The 17746-nt window shown below is 66.9% G+C and carries 17 protein-coding genes; 4 read left to right on the forward strand and 13 right to left on the reverse strand.

Going from position 1 to position 17746, the window contains the following annotated elements:
* Nucleotides 1–33 precede the first annotated feature (33 nt).
* From QOL69_RS09960 to QOL69_RS09980, 5 genes are all read right to left on the reverse strand, one after another.
* Nucleotides 34–519 (reverse strand): rubrerythrin, encoded by a 486-nt coding sequence (locus QOL69_RS09960; protein WP_048077207.1) that lies wholly within the window; start codon nt 517–519, stop codon nt 34–36.
* Between the two features lie 134 nt (nt 520–653).
* Nucleotides 654–1868, reverse strand: a complete 1215-nt coding sequence (gene sufD, locus QOL69_RS09965; protein WP_283403027.1) for a Fe-S cluster assembly protein SufD — start codon at nt 1866–1868, stop codon at nt 654–656.
* 1 nt (nt 1869) lies between these two features.
* Complete coding sequence (sufB, locus tag QOL69_RS09970) at nt 1870–3300, reverse strand: Fe-S cluster assembly protein SufB (RefSeq protein WP_283403028.1); 1431 nt, start codon at nt 3298–3300, stop codon at nt 1870–1872.
* A gap of 52 nt (nt 3301–3352) precedes the next feature.
* A complete protein-coding gene (locus QOL69_RS09975; RefSeq protein WP_283403029.1) occupies nt 3353–4276 on the reverse strand; it encodes an ABC transporter ATP-binding protein in 924 nt (307 codons plus the stop codon).
* A 146-nt stretch (nt 4277–4422) separates the two neighbouring features.
* On the reverse strand, nt 4423–7233 hold the full coding sequence (locus tag QOL69_RS09980) for a DNA-directed DNA polymerase (protein ID WP_283403030.1): 2811 nt from the start codon (nt 7231–7233) through the stop codon (nt 4423–4425).
* A 102-nt stretch (nt 7234–7335) separates the two neighbouring features.
* On the opposite strand from QOL69_RS09980, the gene QOL69_RS09985 reads away from it, so the two are divergent.
* The 3 genes from QOL69_RS09985 to QOL69_RS09995 are packed head-to-tail and all read left to right on the forward strand — an operon-like array spanning nt 7336 to nt 8549.
* On the forward strand, nt 7336–7509 hold the full coding sequence (locus tag QOL69_RS09985; protein WP_195155752.1) for a DUF7331 family protein: 174 nt from the start codon (nt 7336–7338) through the stop codon (nt 7507–7509).
* A gap of 51 nt (nt 7510–7560) precedes the next feature.
* Nucleotides 7561–8037 (forward strand): DUF7322 domain-containing protein, encoded by a 477-nt coding sequence (locus tag QOL69_RS09990; protein WP_283403031.1) that lies wholly within the window; start codon nt 7561–7563, stop codon nt 8035–8037.
* A 26-nt stretch (nt 8038–8063) separates the two neighbouring features.
* Nucleotides 8064–8549, forward strand: a complete 486-nt coding sequence (locus QOL69_RS09995; protein WP_283403032.1) for a DUF7346 family protein — start codon at nt 8064–8066, stop codon at nt 8547–8549.
* Nucleotides 8550–8616: 67 nt separating this feature from the next.
* On the opposite strand, the gene rad50 is transcribed toward QOL69_RS09995, so the two are convergent.
* From rad50 to QOL69_RS10015, 4 genes are read right to left on the reverse strand one after another with little or no spacing between them, the layout of a single operon-like run.
* Nucleotides 8617–11304, reverse strand: a complete 2688-nt coding sequence (rad50, locus tag QOL69_RS10000) for a DNA double-strand break repair ATPase Rad50 (RefSeq protein ID WP_283403033.1) — start codon at nt 11302–11304, stop codon at nt 8617–8619.
* Complete coding sequence (mre11, locus tag QOL69_RS10005) at nt 11301–12632, reverse strand: DNA double-strand break repair protein Mre11 (RefSeq protein WP_283403034.1); 1332 nt, start codon at nt 12630–12632, stop codon at nt 11301–11303. Before mre11 ends, rad50 begins: the two co-directional genes overlap by 4 nt.
* Nucleotides 12629–12997: a DUF7966 family protein gene (locus QOL69_RS10010; protein WP_283403035.1), complete on the reverse strand. Its 369-nt coding sequence runs from the start codon at nt 12995–12997 to the stop codon at nt 12629–12631. The genes mre11 and QOL69_RS10010 overlap by 4 nt, the downstream gene beginning before the upstream one ends.
* A gap of 57 nt (nt 12998–13054) precedes the next feature.
* Nucleotides 13055–13318 carry a helix-turn-helix domain-containing protein gene (locus QOL69_RS10015; RefSeq protein ID WP_048077193.1) on the reverse strand — a complete coding sequence of 88 codons (264 nt, stop codon included), beginning with the start codon at nt 13316–13318 and terminating at the stop codon, nt 13055–13057.
* A gap of 195 nt (nt 13319–13513) precedes the next feature.
* Between QOL69_RS10015 and QOL69_RS10020 the strand changes: the two genes are divergently transcribed.
* Nucleotides 13514–14731, forward strand: coding sequence for a proteasome-activating nucleotidase Pan1 (locus QOL69_RS10020; RefSeq protein WP_048077194.1), 1218 nt, complete (start codon nt 13514–13516; stop codon nt 14729–14731).
* Between the two features lie 113 nt (nt 14732–14844).
* On the opposite strand, the gene QOL69_RS10025 is transcribed toward QOL69_RS10020, so the two are convergent.
* The 4 genes from QOL69_RS10025 to QOL69_RS10040 form a co-directional block, all read right to left on the reverse strand.
* On the reverse strand, nt 14845–14976 hold the full coding sequence (locus QOL69_RS10025) for a hypothetical protein (protein ID WP_255331280.1): 132 nt from the start codon (nt 14974–14976) through the stop codon (nt 14845–14847).
* Between the two features lie 36 nt (nt 14977–15012).
* Entirely contained in the window at nt 15013–16188 is a 1176-nt protein-coding gene (locus tag QOL69_RS10030; RefSeq protein ID WP_283403036.1) for a DHH family phosphoesterase, read from the reverse strand.
* 122 nt (nt 16189–16310) lie between these two features.
* A complete protein-coding gene (locus QOL69_RS10035; protein WP_283403037.1) occupies nt 16311–17213 on the reverse strand; it encodes an NAD-dependent epimerase/dehydratase family protein in 903 nt (300 codons plus the stop codon).
* Nucleotides 17210–17662 (reverse strand): DUF5791 family protein, encoded by a 453-nt coding sequence (locus tag QOL69_RS10040; protein ID WP_283403038.1) that lies wholly within the window; start codon nt 17660–17662, stop codon nt 17210–17212. Before QOL69_RS10040 ends, QOL69_RS10035 begins: the two co-directional genes overlap by 4 nt.
* Nucleotides 17663–17746 lie beyond the last annotated feature (84 nt).

Genomic DNA, 17746 nt, shown 5'->3' on the forward strand with positions numbered 1-17746 from the left:
CTCCGTCGCTCGTCGGCGACTCGTCTGCCCGGTTCATCGTCGTTCCATGACCTCCGTGACCTCGCGCACTCCCTCGGCCTCGTCGTCGCGGATCGCCGTCAGGGTCGCGAGCAGCTCCTCGCGGTCGATCGAGAACGCCACGTCGGACCCTTCGATCGCCTCGATGAGGTCGTCGTAGAACTTGTAGGCCGTCTCCTCGTTACACAGCTGGTCGTACAACACGTCGTCGAAGTCCTCCGGTCGCGTCCGCCCGTAGCGGGCGTCGACCAGCGACTCGATCTCGCCGAACGGGACGCTCTCCACGCCGAGCCCCTCGATGAGGGCCTCCAGCCGCTCGCGGTGGTCGGCCGACTCCTCGGCCGCGTCCGCGAGCAGCGCCTCCACCTCCGCGTCGAGTTCGGCGTCCAACTGCTGGTAGTGACGGTGCGTTCGCGCTTCGACGACCTCTTCGAGGACGATTCCGATCTGGAGCAGTCGCGCGAGCTGGTCGTCCGAGGTGACCCGTTGGCTCACGCTCACCGCGACCACCCGAGACGGTGCGATACGCGGGTTCGCATATCTCCGTCTCGGGCGTCGCCGGTCTTAAGCGATTCCCCTCGCGGGCCGCGAACGCGTTGGAAAAACCGAGTCCGGGATCGAATGATTCCGACAGCCTACTGGAGACGCTCGACGACCAGTTCCTCGACGTCGTCGCGGAACTCGTCGACCGCGATCTCCTCTAACACGGGCACGAAGAAGCCCTCGACGAGCATGTTCCGGGCCGTCCGCGAGTCGATCGAGCGGCTCTCCAAGTAGAACAGGTCCTCGGCGTCGACCTGTCCGACCGTCGCCGAGTGCGAGGCCTCGGTGTCGTGGTTGTGGATGATCAGCTTCGGCGACGCGTCCGCCTCGGCGTCGTCCGACAGCATCAGCGTGTTCTCGCGCTGGTAGCTGGAGGTGTTCCACGCGTCCTCGCCGACGTCTTGAACGCCCTCGTACACCGAGCGGGCGACGTCGTCGAGCACGCCGCGCGTCACCAAGTCCGCGGTCGTCTGTTCCGCCTGGTGCCAGACGCGGGCGTTGATGTCGAAGTGCTGGTCGTCGGTGCCGAAGAAGGTCCCGACGATCTGGCTCTCGGAGCCGTCGCCGTTGAGTTCGGTCTCGATATCGGAGCGAGTGAGCTTCGAGCCGAAGTTGCTCTCGATCCAGTCGACCGTCGCGTACGTGTCGGTCACGCCGCGCTTCAGCGAGTAGGTGTACGAGTCGGTGTCGAGGTTCTGGAGCGAGCCGAACTGGACGTTCGCGTTCTCGCCCGCGACGACCTCGACGAGGTTCGAGAAGTACCGGTCGTCGCCGACCTCGCTTTCACCCGTCTCGATCGATTCGAGGATCGTCACCGACGACGACTCCTCGGCGACGACGAGCGTCTGGCTGAACAGCGAGCGGGAGTTCATCTCCGCGCGCACCGTCACGTCCTCGACGTCGACGCCCTCGGGGACGTAGACGAACGTGCCGGTGGTAAAGAGCGCGACCGAAAGCGCCGTGAGGTAGTTGTGGTCGGGGTCGAGGACGGAGCCGAAGTTCGCCTCGATGACGTCGCCGTACTCGGCGAGCGCCTCGGTAAAGGGGAGGACGACGGCCTCGTCGTCTCCCGCGGTCCGTTCGGTCGTGTCCGCCTGATTCAGCGGGTCGACGAGCGCCTCGAAGTCCAGCGCCTCCAGGTCGGTCCAGCGGCGGCCGGGCGTCTGGATGACGTCCGGCAGCTCCGCCGTCTCCAGCGCGGTGAGCGCGTCCAGACGGGTCTCTAAGAGCCACTCGGGCTCGTCGCGTTCGTCGGCGATGCGTCGTACCGTGTCCTCCGAGAGGCTCTCGATTGCTTGCGTGCTCATGTTATCCGAGCGAACCCTCCATCTCAAGCTCGACGAGCCGGTTCAGCTCGACGGCGTACTCGATCGGCAGCTCCTCCGTGATCGGCTCGATGAACCCCGAGACGATCATCTGTTTCGCGTCGTCGTCGTCGAGACCGCGTGACTGGAGGTAGAAGATGTCCTCGTCGCCGATCTTGCCGACGGTCGCCTCGTGGGCGACGTCGACCTTCGACTCGTTGATCTCCATGTACGGCATCGTGTCCGACGTCGACTCGTTGTCGAACATCAGCGCGTCGCACTCGACGGCCGTCGAGGAGTTCTCGGCACCGTCCGCGATGTGGACAAGGCCGCGGTAGTTCGTGCGGCCGCCGTCCTTCGCGATCGACTTCGACTCCACGGTGGACTTCGTGTTCGGCGCGTTGTGGTACACCTTTGCGCCGGTGTCGATGTCCTGCCCCTCGCCGGCCATCGCGATGGTGATGTGGTTGTCGGACGCGCCGCGGCCCTTCAGGATCGTCGACGGGTACAGCATCGTCGCCTTCGACCCCATCGAGCCGGAGATCCACTCCATGCGCCCGCCCTTCTCGGCGATGGCGCGTTTCGTGTTCAGGTTGTACGTGTTCTTCGACCAGTTCTGGACGGTCGAGTACTGGACGTGGGCGTCCTCGCCGACGAACACTTCGACGCCGCCGGAGTGGAGGTTAAAGGCCGAGTACTTCGGAGCCGAACAGCCCTCGATGTAGTGGACCTCGGAGCCCTCCTCGGCGATGATGAGCGTGTGTTCGAACTGGCCCATCCCCTCGCTGTTCATCCGGAAGTACGCCTGAATCGGCATCTCAACGGTGGTGTCCTCCGGGATGTAGACGAACGAGCCGCCGGACCAGATCGCGCCGTGAAGCGCGGCGAACTTGTTGTCGCTCGGGGGAACGCACTTCGTCATGAAGTGCTCGCGGACGATCTCCTCGTGGTCACGGACGGCCTTGTCCATGTCACAGAAGATGACGCCCTTTTCTTCCCACTGTTCTTGCATGTTCTGGTAGACGATCTCGGACTCGTACTGCGCGCCGACGCCCGAGAGCGCGTTCTTCTCGGCCTCCGGAATGCCGAGCTTGTCGAACGTGTCCTGAATCTCCTCGGGGAGGTCCTCCCAGTTTTCCGCGCCGCCGCGGACATCGATGTCGGGACGGATGTACGGAACAATCTCGTCGATGTCGATCTCCGAGAGGTCCGGCTGGCCGGGCCAGTCGGTCGGCATCGGCATCTCTTGGAACTGTTCGAGCGCGCGCAGGCGGCGCTCCAACATCCACTCCGGTTCGTCCTTGTCCTCCGAGATGACGCGGACCGTCTCCTCGGTGAGGCCCTTCTCGGTCTGGAAGGCGGACTTCTCCTCCTTTTTGAACTCGAAGCGGGCCTCGGTGTCCGTCTCTTGTAGGTCGTCCTGTTGTGAACTCATGGTGTATTGTTACTGTTTTCCGCGTTTAGGTGTGTCGCGTGCCCACATTCGGTTACGCCGCCTCGAAGACTTCCTCGCGGACCCAGTCGTATCCCTCGTCTTCGAGCTTCTCCGCGAGATCCGCGCCGCCGCTCTTGACGACCTCGCCGTCTAACATTACGTGAACGTGGTCCGGCTCGACGTAGTCGAGGACGCGCTGGTAGTGCGTGATCTGGAGGATGCCCGTGCCCTGCTCGTCGCGGAGCGCGTTGATCCCCTTCGAGACGTCCTCTAGGCGGTCGATGTCCAGCCCGGAGTCGATCTCGTCGAGCACGGCGACGCTCGGCTCTAACATTGCGGCCTGGAGGACCTCGTTCTGCTTCTTCTCGCCCCCGGAGAAGCCGGCGTTGAGGTAGCGCTGCATGAACTTCTCGTCCATGTCGAGCAGCTCCATCTTCTCCGAGAGGATCTCTTGGAACTCGGCGACGCCGATCTCGCCCTCGTCGGCGGCACCCTCCATGGGCGAGGTATCGTACCCCTCGTCGTCCTCCTCGTCGGCCTCCGCCTCCGCTTCGTCCTCGTCTTCGAACAGCTCCTCGCGTTCGTCCGCCTTCGCGTTGAGCGCCTGTCGGAGGAAGTTCGTCATGGTGACGCCCTCGATCTCGGCGGGGTACTGGAAGCCGAGGAAGATGCCGAGCGCGGCGCGCTCGTTCGGTTCTAGGTCTAAGAGTTCCCAGTGGTAGTCCTCGTCGTCGAGGTCGGCGTCGATGTCCGCGACGTCCTCCTCGCTGAGGTGGAGCAGGATCTCGCCGCCGGTGACCTCGTACGCCGGGTGGCCGGCGATCACCTTCGCGAGCGTCGACTTCCCCGACCCGTTCGGCCCCATCAGCGCGTGGATGTCGCCGGACTCGACGGTCAGGTCGACCCCGAGAAGGATGCGTTCGCCGCCCTCTTCCGCCACTCGTGCGTGAAGATCGTTGATTTCGAGAGTAGCCATATGTATTCTCGTGCCTCGTACCCTAACAGTAGGAGTTGAGGGGGTTAATGGTTACGCATCTCCCCGTCAAAACTCGCATATCGACCAAGAAATTTTCTAACGATCGAAAACTGCTTTCGATAGACGGCGTTCTCGCTCGTCCACGGTCACATGAACGAGCCGAGTCCGGTCTGTTCTTGGCCCGTCTTGACCTCCTCCCACGACATGCCGAGCGCCTCTATCACGCGCTCTATCGGGCCTTTCAGCGTCTTGTCGAGCATCTTCTCCCAGTCGACCTCGAACTCCTCGGGGACCTGGTCGGCGTACTCGAAGCAGATCACGTCGGGATCACGTTTGAACTCCCCGTACAGGCGGTCGCGCTGCGGGTCGAGACCGACTTCCTCTTCCATCCGCGCCCAGAAGTCGGGGTGTACCTTCTTGATGTACAGTCGCTTCGGCTTCGACCCGCTCCCGAAGTTCGTCCCCAGCATGAGGTTGGCGTACTTCGCCCCGCGGACCTGTGCGGTCGGCGTCTCGTAGGCGTCGAGCTTCTTGCCGATCCCGCCCGGGATCCCGATCTCCTCGACGCTTATCTCCCCGTCGAGCACCTCCGCGATCACGTCCACGAGATACGACTTCACCTCCTCCATGTCCTCGTCGATGTCGTCGCCCGTGACGATCGTCTCGATGACGTTCTGCTGGACCTCCTTTGTGATGCCCGCGATGTCCGACCGCTTGTACTCGAACCCCGTGATGTCGATGTCGTCGACGTCTTTCCCCTCCTTCCAGACGATGTGGCCGGCGTACCGCTTCTTCTTGCCCGCCTGGAAGAAGCGTCGGTAGAGCTTCTCGAACTCGATCTCGAAGCGGTGTGAGTCGGCGTTCAGTTCCTCGCGCGCGAAGTCGTCGTAGCGGTCGTTGATGTGGTCCGCTATCTCGAAGGAGGTCTCGATCGCGTTTTCTTTCGATAAATCTCCGAGAGAAAGCATGACGCTGTCGGTATCTCCATATGTAACTTTTCGGTCAAGTTCGCCGGTCACGTCGGCGGTGAAGGCGATCACCTCGCGGTTGGTAGAAGTGACGCCAGCGCTCATTTCACGGTCGTACAGGCGGAATCGATCCCATCCGAAAACGCCGTATAAACTGTTCATCAAAACCTTGACAGCTCCCTGCTGACGGTCGTACTGCTCGTACGCCTCGGTCCCCGGATCGTGTTCGTTCCGGAGCGCCTTCTTCTCCTCGCGTTCGTCGAGCAGTTCGTTCACCATCTCCCGGATGATCCCGTCGGGCTCCTTCCGGAAGTGGACGCCCGTCGGGGTCCGGTACGTCTCGCCGTCGTACTCCTCGGGGTCGACCTTCGTCTCCGGCGACGCGTTGATCGTCACCATCGACATCGGGTAGAGGCTCTTTAAGTCGAGCACGCTCACCATCTCGCGGACGCCGGAGATCGGCTCGAACACTGCGCCGCCCTCGAACTCCTCGGCCTCCTGTTGCCCCTTCGAGGGGAGCGCGAAGTTCCCGTAGGCCATGTGGAGCACGTACATGTCGACCGCGTCGCCCGGCGTCGTCGCGTCCTCCAGCTTACAGCCGACGATCTTCCGGGCGTCGTCCCAGAAGGCGATCACGTCCTGCGTCCGGTCGATCTCGACGCACAGTTCCACGTCGCGGATGCTGTACTCCAAGAGTCGTTCGGGGTCCTGCTCCCAGAGGTCGCCGATGTCGCCCGTGTATCGCTCCTTGCCGACGCCGAGTTCGCGCTCGCCGACCGCGTCGAGCCGGTACGACTCCAGTTCGGTGAACATCGTGCGCTTGTAGGCGTACAGCAGGTCGAAGACGACTCTCCCCTTGATGTCCGGGCCGCCCCAGCCGGAGCGCCACACCTCGCCGATCCGGGAGAGCCGGTCGACGGAGAGGTCGTACTGGCTCCCGTCGTCGAGCACCTCCAGCCGGTCGAGGACGTACGGCGCGTCGAAGTCTTCGAAGTTCCACCCGGTCAGCACGTCGGGGTCCGTCTCGTCGATGTACGCGACGAACGCGTCGAGCATCGCGGCCTCCTCCTCGAAGGTGCGGACCTCGAAGTCCAGCGCCTCGTCGCCGTCCTCGCCGTCGACGATCCCCTCGTAGTCGGGGAGGTCCTCGGGGGACGGCACCTCGGCCTCGGGGGCGTCGTACAGCCAGACGACGTACTCGTCGTCGTAGGAATCGTGGCTGGTGAGACAGATGATCGGCTCCTCGCCGTCCTCGGGGAAGCCGCGGCGGTCGTCTACCTCGATGTCGAAGGTGTTCACGCGGAGGTCGGCGTCGACGTCGGCGGGTTCGAGGTGGCCCTGATGGACCTGGATCGTCCCCTCGCCGTCGTCGAGCCGCCGCTCCTCGACCCGGATCCCGCCGTTGATCCCGTTGTCGATCAGAAAGCGATTCGGGAAGAGGATGTCCGCCTCGAACGTCGTCCGGAAGTCGTCGCGGATGTTCCCCACGTCGCGGGGCGTACGTGTGACGATCCGAGTGAGCGGCTCGCCGCGGATGCTCTCGTACGGCTCGCCGTCGGGGTCCTCCTCTCGCGTCCCGATCACCACGTCGTACTCCTCGACCGGGTCGCGATCGAGGTCGGCGGTCGGGACGTAGAAGTACGGCTCCACGCCGAGCACGCGGAGGTGTTCGACGGCGTCGCGTTCGGCGTCCCCGTCGGTGTTCTCCGCGGGCCGCCGGCCGAACACGTGGACGACCGGGTATTCGTCGCTGCCGTACCCTTCGACGGCGTAGTCGATCTGGGTGATCATCAGCTCGACGGTCCCCGTCGACTCCGGAAACTTCGCCTCGTCGACGTCGACGACGTCGCTGACGCGCCCTCGCCCGCCGCCGGCGACGACGGCCGCCTCCTGTGCGGCCAGGTCCTCCCGTTCTGTCTGCGTGCCGTCGTCCGCCCCGTCGTCCGCCGCCCCGGTCGACGAGAAGTCCGACAGCCCCGACTGAGTCATACCCGTGCTTCGGCGTCACCCGGCTAAAAAACTCGGCTTTCGGGTCCGGCGAGGTCTCCCGCCACGGAAAGGCATTTAATGTGTGACGGCTTACCAAGGTCTATGTCTTCGGACCCACGTTCCGAATCTCAGGCGGCTCGCCCGGCCGATCTCGACGCGGTCGACGACGAGGTGGAGGTGTACGAGGACGACGGGAACGTGGTGATATTCGACGCGACGAACCCTCTCGCGTGGGTTGAGGCGAGCCGAACAGTGCGGCTCGCCGACGCGGTCTGACGGTCGCATCCGGGCGGAACCCCTTTCTCCCGGCACGTCGTAGCCTCGGGCGTGTTCAGCCTCGACGAGGACGACGAGGGCGAGATCTCCGTCGGCGAGAGCTCCGACGCCGAGCGGAAGATGACGCCCGACATCCCCGAGGCCCCGTCGGTGAAGACGTTCGACGACGCCGGGGACTTCGAGGGCGCGAGGGATGTCGACTCCGGTACGCTCCGCGCGTTCGTCGTCGCCGTCATCTACGCCAACGCCGCCGTCCTCCTCGTCGCGCTCGGCCCGATGGTGTGGTTCTTCGAGGGTTGGTCCCGGCTCGGCCCCGCCCTGATCGTCGCCGGCCTCTTGGCCGGCGTCCGGACGTACCAGACGTACCGCTCGTGGAGCCGAGCCCGGGACGGAGACGCGGACTCCGGCGAGTCCGGCTCCGGCGAAAAGGCGGACGTGGATAGCGACGCCGACCCCGACGACGAGACCGCTACCGACGACGACGACCGCACGGGCGCCGACCCAGAGCCTGCCTCCCCGGAAGCGTAATGTCCGACGACCACGCCCGTTCAGCCATGCAGACGGTTCGCGACGACGACGGCGAGACGTACCTCCTCGTGAAACGCTCCGCCGAGTCGAGCCGCGTGCGGGACCCGGCCACCGGCGCGGAGCGGTACGTCGACAACGACGATCTTCGAGTCGTCGAGGGCGAGTCGCCGCTCGCGACCGCCGCGTCGGGCGTTCCCGAGCCGGTCCGGCAGACGCTCGGAGCGGTCCGCAACGACCGGTCGCTCGGCCTGCTCGCGGTGATCGTCGACGAGGGGCCGATCGCCGCGGTCGACCTCCTCGACGCGGCTGACATGTGCGAGTCCGACCTCCACGGCGCGCTCACCGAGTTCCGTGCGGCCGGGCTGGTCGGCGAGACCGAAGTCGCGGGCCGGCGCGGCTACGAGGCGACCGCGGTCGCGGTCGAGGCGTTGGCCCTGTTGCGGGCCGAAGCGGGTGGCGAGCGCGACGACCGCGAGCAGTGTGACGACGCCGTCGACTCGGACGACGAGTAGCGCGTCCCCGCTCCGTTTCGAGTCAGACCGCGGCGCACTCCGCCGACCGGTCGAGTACGCGCCACGCTCAGTCGTCGGTGAGTTCCACGACGCCGAGTTCCCCCGCGTCCTCCCGACGGACGGTCGAGCGATTCGAGCGGGGATCCTTCTCGACGGTGACCAGTTCGTCGGCCGCGCCCACTAGCTCGTCGTCGTGGCTCACGATGATGATCTGCGCCACGCCGAAGCCCCGCATCTCCTCGACGAGCCGGACGAGCCGCGAGACGTGACCGGAGTCGAGGAAGACGGTCGGCTCGTCGAGGATGAGCGGCGGCGTCGGTGCCGCCCCCTCGATGCCCTCCGAGAGCAGCCGGTAGATCGCACAGCGCAGCGAGAGGTTGAACAGGGCGCGCTCGCCGCCCGAGAGCTGCTCCGGGTCGAGTGGCTCGCCGTCCTTCTGGTAGACGGTGAGGACGTACTCGCCGTCGAGCTCGATGTGCGAGTAGGCGTCGTTGCCGTACACCAGTTCGAACGTCTCGTTCAGGGTGCGTTCTAACTCGCTGACGTTGCGCTGGCGAAGCTCCGCGCGCAGGTCGCCGTACATCGACTCTAGCCCGTTCGTCTCGTCGTGGAGGGCTTCGAGCGCCTCGACCCTCTCGGTGAACCTGTCACGCTCCGCCCGGAGCTCTTCCAGCGCCTCAATCTTGGTGCGAGTACTCTGGATACTCCCGACGAGTTCGTCGCGCTGGTCGGCAAGTCGATCAAGCTCTTCGGTGACCTTCTCGATGTAGTCCTCCGCTTTCTGCTTCTCCTCGCGGGCCGTCTCGACGGTGTCCTCGTCGACCGCCTCGCGTAGTTCGTCTCGGCGCTCCCGCTTGTCGGCGAGCCGCTCCCGCCGCTCGTCGTTGAGGTCCGCGACGTTCTCGCGCTTCTCGCGGACCCGCTCGGTCCGGTCCTCCAGCTCGTCGATCGCCTCCAGCCGTTCCTCGATGGCGTCGACGCGTTTGCGCGCGGTCTCGACCTCGTCGAGCGCGTCCTCTAACTCCGCGACGCGTTCGTCCGTGTCAGCCGCCTCCCCGCGCTTTGCTTCGGCAACTTCGCGGGTTTCCGCCGCCTTCTCGCGGAGCTGCTCCGCCTCGTCGCGCTTCGCTTCTGCTTCGTCGCGTCTGGCCTCGGCCTCCTCGCGCTTCTCCGCGGCCCGCTCTTCCAGCATCTCGGCCGCGTCGTCGATCTCCGCGAGCCGTTCCTCGGCCTCGACCATCGGGTCGAGCACCTCGATCCGGCCTTCGAGATCGCCCTCGCGCTCGCGGGCCGCTTCGAGCCCGTCCTCGAGTTCCGTGACCCGCTCGCGGTCCTCCTCGATCCGGTGCGCGTGCGGCGAGTCCTCGACCGGCTGACCGCATTCGGGACACTTCCCCGCGTCGAGGAGCTCTTCGGCCTCGGCGACGCGCTCACGGGCGTTCTTCAGCTCCGCCTCCAGCTCCGCGATCCGCTCGCGGACCTCGCCGCGCTCCTCGCGGAGATCGTCGCGCCGGTCGGCGGCCTCACCGCGGTCGACATCGGCGTCGTCGAACCGCTCCCGGAGTTCGTCCGCCTCTGTCTGTAAGTCGGTGAGGCTCGCCTCGCGCTCGTCGGCCTCAGTCTCCGCGTCGTCGGCCGTCGCCTCCAGTTCGTCGGCGCGCTTCTCGGCCTCGTCGGCGCGCTCTGTGAGGTCCTCGGCCTTCTCTGCGAGGTTCTCCGCCTGCTTGCGGAACCCCTCGGCCTCAACGCGGACGTCGCTCAGATCGCCTTGGAGGTCGTCCTCGCGGATGTCGAGCTCCTCTCGCCGTTCGGCGACCGTGTCCGCCGTGGCAGCGTCGAGTCCGGCATCGGCGAGCCGGTCGCTGATCTCGCCGCGGAGTTCTTCGATCCGTTCACGCGCCTCCTGTGCTTCCGAACGGAGTTCGTCGCGCTCCCGCTCGGCCTCGCGGATCTCGGTCTCCAGCTCCTTGACCTCCGCCTCAACTTCATCGAGGGCCTCGCGTTTCTCCTCGTACGCCGCCAGTGTCTCTGCCGCCTCGTCGCGGGTCGTCTCGGCCTTCTCGCGTTGAGCCTCGTAGTTTTCGACCTGCTCGTCCAGCTCCGTCAGTTCGGTCTTGAGCCCGTTGAGCTGCTCGTGGAGATCTTGATCCTCCTTTTCTCGGATCTTTTGCTCCCTATCCTCGAGAACGGCCCGCTTTGCGCTGAGTACGTCTTCGACGCCGAGGCGGGCGTCGCCGGCGCGCTCGCGGTACTCCTCTAGCTTCCCCAGTTGGAGCAGGTCGTCGATCGTGTCCTGTCGCTCTCGCGGGGTGGCGTTGATGAGCTTGTTCACCTCCCCCTGCCGGACGTACGCGCAGTTGACGAACGCCTCGGCGTCCATCCGCAACAGCTCCGTGACGAACTCGCGGACCGCCCGCGCCCCGTCGCGAGTCACGTCGCTCCCGTCGGTCGCTTCGAGCGTACACTGGTGGTCGATCCGACCGTCGTAGGACTTGAGCCGTCGCTCGACGCGGTAGGAGACGCCGTCGTGGGTGAACCACAGTTCGACCTCGGTCTCCTCCTCGCCGTTCGTGATGACATCTCCGAGGGTGCCGTCGAGCGCCTTCGACCCGTACAGCGCGAAGAAGCAGGCTTCGAGCAGCGAGGACTTCCCGCTGCCGTTGAGTCCGTGGACGACGGTGACGCCCTCGGTCAGCCGCAGGTCTGCGTCGCCGTACGGCTTGAAGTTCACGAGACGGACGCGGTCGAACTTCACAGGTAGTCCTCCATGGAGACCTGTCCGTCGGTCGACGCCGCCCCGTCGTCCGCGGGTTCCTCGGGGTCGGACCCGGCTTCCGGTTCACCATTATTGTCGGAATCGTCGGTGTCGCCGTCGTCGGAATCGCCGGTTTCAGCGTCCGAACCGACGGTCTCCGCCTCCGAGTCGACCGGCTCCGAATCCGACCCGGCGGGGTCGAACGCACCGAGTTCCTCCTCCTCGTCGAGGCGCTCCTCGACCCTGCGTTTCACCGTCCCGCGGACGTTGGCGTCGGGGACGGTGTCCGAGCGCACCGCCGATTCGACGTCGCGCGCGACGGTCGAGAGCGACATCTCGTCGAGGCGCTCGCGGACGGCGTCCTCGGGGTCCGCGAAGCTCACGTCAACCTCGCCGTCGGTCTCGACGTCGCGGCGGTCCGCGACACGCGGGACGAGGGCTCCCTCCTCGGTCGCGAACTCCTCGACTGCCGCCGGCGTTACCGGCTCGCCCTCACCGGTGATCTCGACGTGGACGACCGCGTCCGTGAGGTCGTACTCCCGCACGCGCTCGCGGACTCGGGACTCGCCTTCCCCCTCGCGGAGCTCGACCTCGACGAAGACGAACGGGCGCGTGTCGAGCGCGCGACGCCGGATCTCGACCCGGTCGTCGCCGCCCGCGGCGTCGGCGTCGAAGGTGACGAGGTTGTAGCCGCGCCCCTCGCGCTCGCTCGCGCTCGCGCGCTCTGTCGACCCGGGGTACGTGACCCACGTGTCGGCGACCTCGGCGGTGTCGGGCGTGTGGTTGTCGCCGAGCAGCATGGCGTCGAACGCGACGTCGCTCTCGGTCAGGACGGTCTCGGTGTCCCAGTCGGCGTAGCCGAACGGCTCGAAGAGACCGTGCGCGACGAGGGCGGCGTACTCGGCGTCGTGGTCGGCGAACGCGTAGTCTAGGTCGTCGCGCCGCGAGACCGGGACGTGGTCGAGCCCGTAGAAGGCGGTGTCGCCCACGACGACCGGCTCGTCGCCGAGCCGGGTGGCGAGCCCCAGCCGCTCGAAGAGGTCGAGCCACTGTCCGCCCCGCGTCGACTCGTGGTTGCCGACGACCGCGAGGAAGGGGATCCCGGCGTCGTCGAGCCGGCGGAGGACGGAGATGGTCCCCATCAGGTCGCGGAGTTCGGGGCGGCGGTCGTGGAAGAGGTCGCCCGCGTGGACGACGGCGTCGACGCCGTCGTCGACCGCGTCGTCGACCACGGCCTCGAACGCGTCGAGGAAGTCCTGGCGTCTGACCGGCGAGTGGTACTGCGAGTACCCGATGTGGGTGTCGCCGGTGTGAATCACCCGTGTCATCTGTCCGCGTGTTGGCCGGTGTCCGGCTTAGGGATTCCGGGGCCGGAGCGGAAGTGGTCGCCGTCGCCCCCGACCGTGGTCCTTCCGTCGCCGGTTCCCTTCGCGGCGGCCCGACGAAACGCTCGGTACGCGTCGAGCGCCTCTCGGCCCCGGTCGACGGCGTCGTCGTCGCCCGCGCGCTCGGCGGCGTCGACCGCGTCCGCAAGCCGGTCGAGACCGACGGCGTCGACGAACCCCGCCGCGCGCCGCAGGTCGGTTCGCGCGGCGTCTGCCTCCTCGATCACGGCGGCGTACGGCTGTTTCGCGGTGTCGGTGCGCGTCGCGAGCGCGGCCAGGGCGCGCTTGACGGCGGTAGTCGAGACCACGGGGAGACTGGCGCGGTATCGGATATAAGCGGTCGGCGACTCGATACGTCCGGCCGCTCAGATGCCCAGCGAGTACAGCCGCTTGCGCGCGTCGGTGAACGAGAACCGGGAGTCGACGACGCCCTCGTCTTCGAGCCGCGACAGCGCGTACCGAACGGTTCGCGGCGGGAGCAGCGTCTCCTCCGCCAGTTCGCTCTGGGTGAGCGTGTCGTTGTAGTCCAAGACCTTCGCGACTAACTTCGCGCTCGGCGGCAGGTCGCGAACGGCGGCCCAGCGGTCCGCGGTCCCGTCGTCGGCGGTGACGGCATCGGTCGTGCTCATGCGTGTCTCGATCGTTGGGATGCTGTATGATAATATTTACTATCCATTTTAATTACTACAGGGAATTTATCGCGCCGGGGCGCACGGGCACGTCGGTGGTGCGCTCCGGCGCAGTCCGCCGTCGAGGCCGGCGAAACGGGCGGTGTCGTTCCCCCACCCGAAGCCTCTTATCCGCGAGACGCCTTCATAAACACAATGAGCGACATGGTCGATGACGTCGACATGCCCTACGACGAGGGCTCGGCGTCAAAACAGGAGAAGATCGACTCCTTACAGGAGCGGCTCGACGTCCTCGAGTCGCAGAACGAGGAGATGCGCGACAAGCTCCTCGACGCCAACGCGGAGAACAACAAGTACCAGCAGAAGCTCGAACGGCTCACCCACGAGAACAAGAAGCTGAAACAGTCTCCGCTGTTCGTGGCGACAGTCCAAGAGATAACGCCCGACGGCGCGGTGATCAAACAGCACGGGAACAATCAGGAGGCGCTCACCGAGATCACCGACGAGCTGCGCGAGAAGCTCGACCCCGACGACCGCGTCGCGGTCAACAACTCCCTGTCGGTGGTCAAGAAGCTGGAGAAGGAGACGGACGTCCGGGCCCGCGTGATGCAGGTCGAGCACTCCCCGGACGTCACCTACGCCGACATCGGCGGCCTCGAAGACCAGATGCAGGAGGTCCGCGAGACGGTCGAGATGCCCCTCGAACACCCCGACATGTTCGAGGATGTCGGGATCCAGCCCCCGAGCGGCGTGCTCCTGTACGGCCCGCCCGGTACGGGCAAAACGATGCTCGCGAAGGCCGTCGCCAACGAGACGGATGCGACGTTCATCAAGATGGCCGGCTCGGAGCTGGTCCACAAGTTCATCGGCGAGGGCGCGAAGCTCGTCCGCGACCTGTTCGAGGTCGCCCGCGAGAACCAGCCCGCCGTCCTCTTCATCGACGAGATCGACGCGATCGCCTCGAAGCGGACCGACTCGAAGACCTCCGGCGACGCCGAGGTCCAGCGGACGATGATGCAGCTCCTCTCGGAGATGGACGGCTTCGACGAGCGCGGCGAGGTCCGGATCATCGCCGCGACCAACCGCTTCGACATGCTCGACCCCGCCATCCTCCGGCCGGGCCGCTTCGACCGCCTCATCGAGGTGCCAAAGCCGGAGACCGCGGGCCGCGAGATCATCTTCCAGATCCACACGCGAAACATGAACCTCGCCGACGGGGTCGACTTCGCGGAACTGGCCGAGCTGACTCCCGACGCCTCCGGGGCCGACATCAAGGCGATCTGTACGGAAGCCGGGATGTTCGCCATCCGCGACGACCGGACGGAGGTCACGCTCGACGACTTCCTCGAAGCCCACGAGAAGCTCCGGCAGGACGAGGAGACGAACGCCGACGACTCGCTGGCGTTCGCCTGATCGGGTCCGACCGTTCGTCTGATCGACCTCGGTAGTCCGACGGCGTCGCCGCCGCGACCGAGTCGCCCGCCTTTTGGACGCCCCGTTGTCGTGACGATTCCGCTATAGCGCCGCTACAGCGCCGCGACCGCCAGGTACGGCGCGACGAAGAATAGGAGAAACACCAGTCCGACCGCGAGCGCGTAGCCGCCCCCCACGCCGACGAGCGCCAGCCAGCCGCCGTCGACCGCGTCAGCGAAGCTCATGGCTCACCGTCCGCGGCCCGAGACTTAAATCCGCGCTCACACGTCGCCGGCCATCGCCCGGAACAGGCCGTCGGCGAGCGCGTCGCGGTCGACGGTCGTCGACTCGCCCTCCCCCGTGGGATCGATCTCCGGCTCGATCGTTCCGCCACCCATCCGGGAGTGTCCGCCGCCGTTCCCGTTGTCGACATCGTCCAAGACCGCCGCTATCGCGTTGCCCATGTGGACCCTGTCGTCGCGCGACCGCCCCGAGATGTGAACGGTCCCGTCCCGTTCGCCGATCACCACGACTGCGCTGACCCCCTCCAGCTGGATCAGCTCGTCCGCGGCCTGCGGGATCGCGTCGACGTTGTTGACGCCGCCGACGTCGGCGACTCCGAACGATCCCTCGACGCGTCGTCCCGCGATCGCCCGTGCCTTCACCTCCAGCACCTCCGCGTCGACCGCGGGGTTCGCGATCCGGTCGAGCCGGTCCTGGTCGACGCCGGGGTAGAGGTACGCGGCCGCCGCGAAGTCCGGTTCGCTGGCCCCGACGGTGAGGTGTTTCGTGTCGGCTAATATTCCGTACAGCAGTCCCGTCGCGGTGTCGGTCGACAGCGTCAGGTTGCTCGCCGTCTCGCTCGCGTGTTTGTCGGGGGGCACGGGGACCGCGTCGTTGTCCTGAAAGTACTCGGCGATGACCGACGCGCTCGCCCCGTAGTCGGTCCGCACGTCGGTGAACGACTCGCCCGCGCCGTCTCCCGGGTGGTGGTCGACGACCGCCATCGGCAACACGCCGTCGGCCCCTGCGAACCCCCGCGGCTCGTTGTGATCGACTAAGACGACCGACTCGGCCGCGAGGTCGCTCACGTGTTCGATCGGCTCCAGTTCGAGGTCGAGAACGGTCTGAAACGCGCGATTCTCTTGGTGACGAATCTGGCCGGGGTACTGGACGGTCGCGTCGACGTCGACCTGGTCGGCGAGGGAGGCCACCCCGACGGCCGCCGACATCGCATCGGGGTCCGGGTTCGGGTGCATCAGCACCGTGATCTCTTCCTGATCGGCCAACAGCCGTCGGAACCTGACGCCCGGCGTCCGACGCGCGCGGAGTACGACGACGACGGCCGCGACGGTAACCAGGGCGACGAGCGCTACGCCGACGGCGATCTCCGGGTTCTCCCGGAGCACGGCTTGCGCCTGCGAGAGTCCGTCATCGGCCGCGCTCATCGGTCGCATGGATTGTAGCCACTCGTCCCCGACACATGAAGCTTCGTTGCCGTTCCGACCGACTGAGACCGACGGAATCGAACGCAGTCAGGCGGTCTCGTGTTGATACGGGTCCTTTCCTCCGATTTGGGCTACTCGGCCGCGGCCCGGTACGCGCGCACTGCCTCCCGGTACCCAGACCGGAACGTCGGATGGACGAACTCGTAGCCGAGGTCGCGGAGCAGCGCGTTCGAACACCGCTTGCTCGTCCGGATCCGGCGCTCCGCGGCGGCGGAGAGATCTCCGGCCGCGATCCGTTCGTCCTTCGACAGTTTCTCCGGGCGGGCCACGCCGCAGGCGTCCGCGAGCCAGTCGGCGAACGCGTGTTTATCGACCGGTTCGTCGTCGACGACGAGGACGACGCGGTCGCGCGCGCGGTCCGTCTCTAACAGGTGCCGGATCGATCCCGCCGCGTCGTCGCGGTGGACCATGTTCAGGTAGCCGGCGGTCACCGGTCCCTCCACGTACCGTTTCAGCCGGTACCGGTCCGGCCCGTACAGTCCCGCGAATCGAACGACCGTCCCGTCGATCCCCGCGTCGGCCGCGCGCTCCGCCGCGATCCGTTCGGCCTCGGCGAGGACGCGCGTCTTCTCCGTGGTGGGTTCGACCGGCGTCTCCTCGTCGACCCACCCGCCGTCGTGGTCTCCGTACACGCCGGTCGAGGACGTGTACACCAGCCTGTCCGGCGGGGACGCCCGCGACCCGTACTCGTCGACGACGTTCGCCAGCCCGTCGACGTACACCTCGCGCGCCGCGTCCGCGCCGCGACCGCCGGAGCTGGCCGCGAAGACGACGGCGTCCGCGTCCGGCAGCACCTCCAGCGACTCCGGCTCGGTCGCGTCCGCACGCACGGCCTCGACGTCGGGGCCGACGGCAGAGACCGCGTCGAGTCCGGCGTCGGACCGCCGGACGCCGGTCACCGCGTGGCCGCGAGCGTCGAGCCCTTCCGCCAGCGCCAGCCCGACGTAGCCGCAGCCGACGACGACGACCCTCATCGCTTCCGCCGTTCGATGACCGCGAGTATCTCCGCGAGCTGTCCGAGCGTCATCGGGGCCCGCCCCTCCAGCGCCTGCTGGACCTCCTGGCCGGTGAGGTCGGCGTCGATCTTCGCTGCGATCGCGTCGACGTCGAGGACGGCGGTCGCCATCCCCATCAGCAGGTGGTCACGGACTTCCGCGACCATCGCGTCGGCGTTGCGGGCCGCGTCGGCCGCCGCGAGGACGGCTGCGGCGTCCTCGACTGCCATCCCGCCGACGCCGCCGTCGCGGGCGGCGGTCGCGTCCGCCTCGGTCAGTCCGATCTCATCGACGAGTCGATCGACTTCCACGCTCGCCGCCGCCTCTGTCACCATCGCCTCGAACGCGTCGAGCAGATCCGCCGCCGCCGGCTCGTCGGCGTCGACGGCGGCGAACTCAGACCCGCCCTCGACGACTTCGTGGAACATGGTCTCACTCCGTCGCGGCGTCTCAAAACGCCTGCGGTCGGACGCGTCCCGACCGTTCCGCGTCCCGACCTTCCGATCGGCTCC

The organism is Halorubrum sp. DM2 (genome assembly GCF_901686465.1).
GTDB lineage: Archaea > Halobacteriota > Halobacteria > Halobacteriales > Haloferacaceae > Halorubrum.

Bases quoted from the DNA above. Each gene is read 5' to 3' on its own strand.
- sufD (WP_283403027.1), bottom strand. From the start codon at position 1,868: ATGAGCACGCAAGCAATCGAGAGCCTCTCGGAGGACACGGTACGACGC.
- sufB (WP_283403028.1), bottom strand. From the start codon at position 3,300: ATGAGTTCACAACAGGACGACCTACAAGAGACGGACACCGAGGCCCGC.
- QOL69_RS09975 (WP_283403029.1), bottom strand. From the start codon at position 4,276: ATGGCTACTCTCGAAATCAACGATCTTCACGCACGAGTGGCGGAAGAG.
- QOL69_RS09980 (WP_283403030.1), bottom strand. From the start codon at position 7,233: ATGACTCAGTCGGGGCTGTCGGACTTCTCGTCGACCGGGGCGGCGGAC.
- QOL69_RS09985 (WP_195155752.1), top strand. From the start codon at position 7,336: ATGTCTTCGGACCCACGTTCCGAATCTCAGGCGGCTCGCCCGGCCGAT.
- QOL69_RS09995 (WP_283403032.1), top strand. From the start codon at position 8,064: ATGCAGACGGTTCGCGACGACGACGGCGAGACGTACCTCCTCGTGAAA.
- mre11 (WP_283403034.1), bottom strand. From the start codon at position 12,632: ATGACACGGGTGATTCACACCGGCGACACCCACATCGGGTACTCGCAG.
- QOL69_RS10015 (WP_048077193.1), bottom strand. From the start codon at position 13,318: ATGAGCACGACCGATGCCGTCACCGCCGACGACGGGACCGCGGACCGC.
- QOL69_RS10020 (WP_048077194.1), top strand. From the start codon at position 13,514: ATGAGCGACATGGTCGATGACGTCGACATGCCCTACGACGAGGGCTCG.
- QOL69_RS10025 (WP_255331280.1), bottom strand. From the start codon at position 14,976: ATGAGCTTCGCTGACGCGGTCGACGGCGGCTGGCTGGCGCTCGTCGGC.
- QOL69_RS10030 (WP_283403036.1), bottom strand. From the start codon at position 16,188: ATGCGACCGATGAGCGCGGCCGATGACGGACTCTCGCAGGCGCAAGCC.
- QOL69_RS10035 (WP_283403037.1), bottom strand. From the start codon at position 17,213: ATGAGGGTCGTCGTCGTCGGCTGCGGCTACGTCGGGCTGGCGCTGGCG.
- QOL69_RS10040 (WP_283403038.1), bottom strand. From the start codon at position 17,662: ATGTTCCACGAAGTCGTCGAGGGCGGGTCTGAGTTCGCCGCCGTCGAC.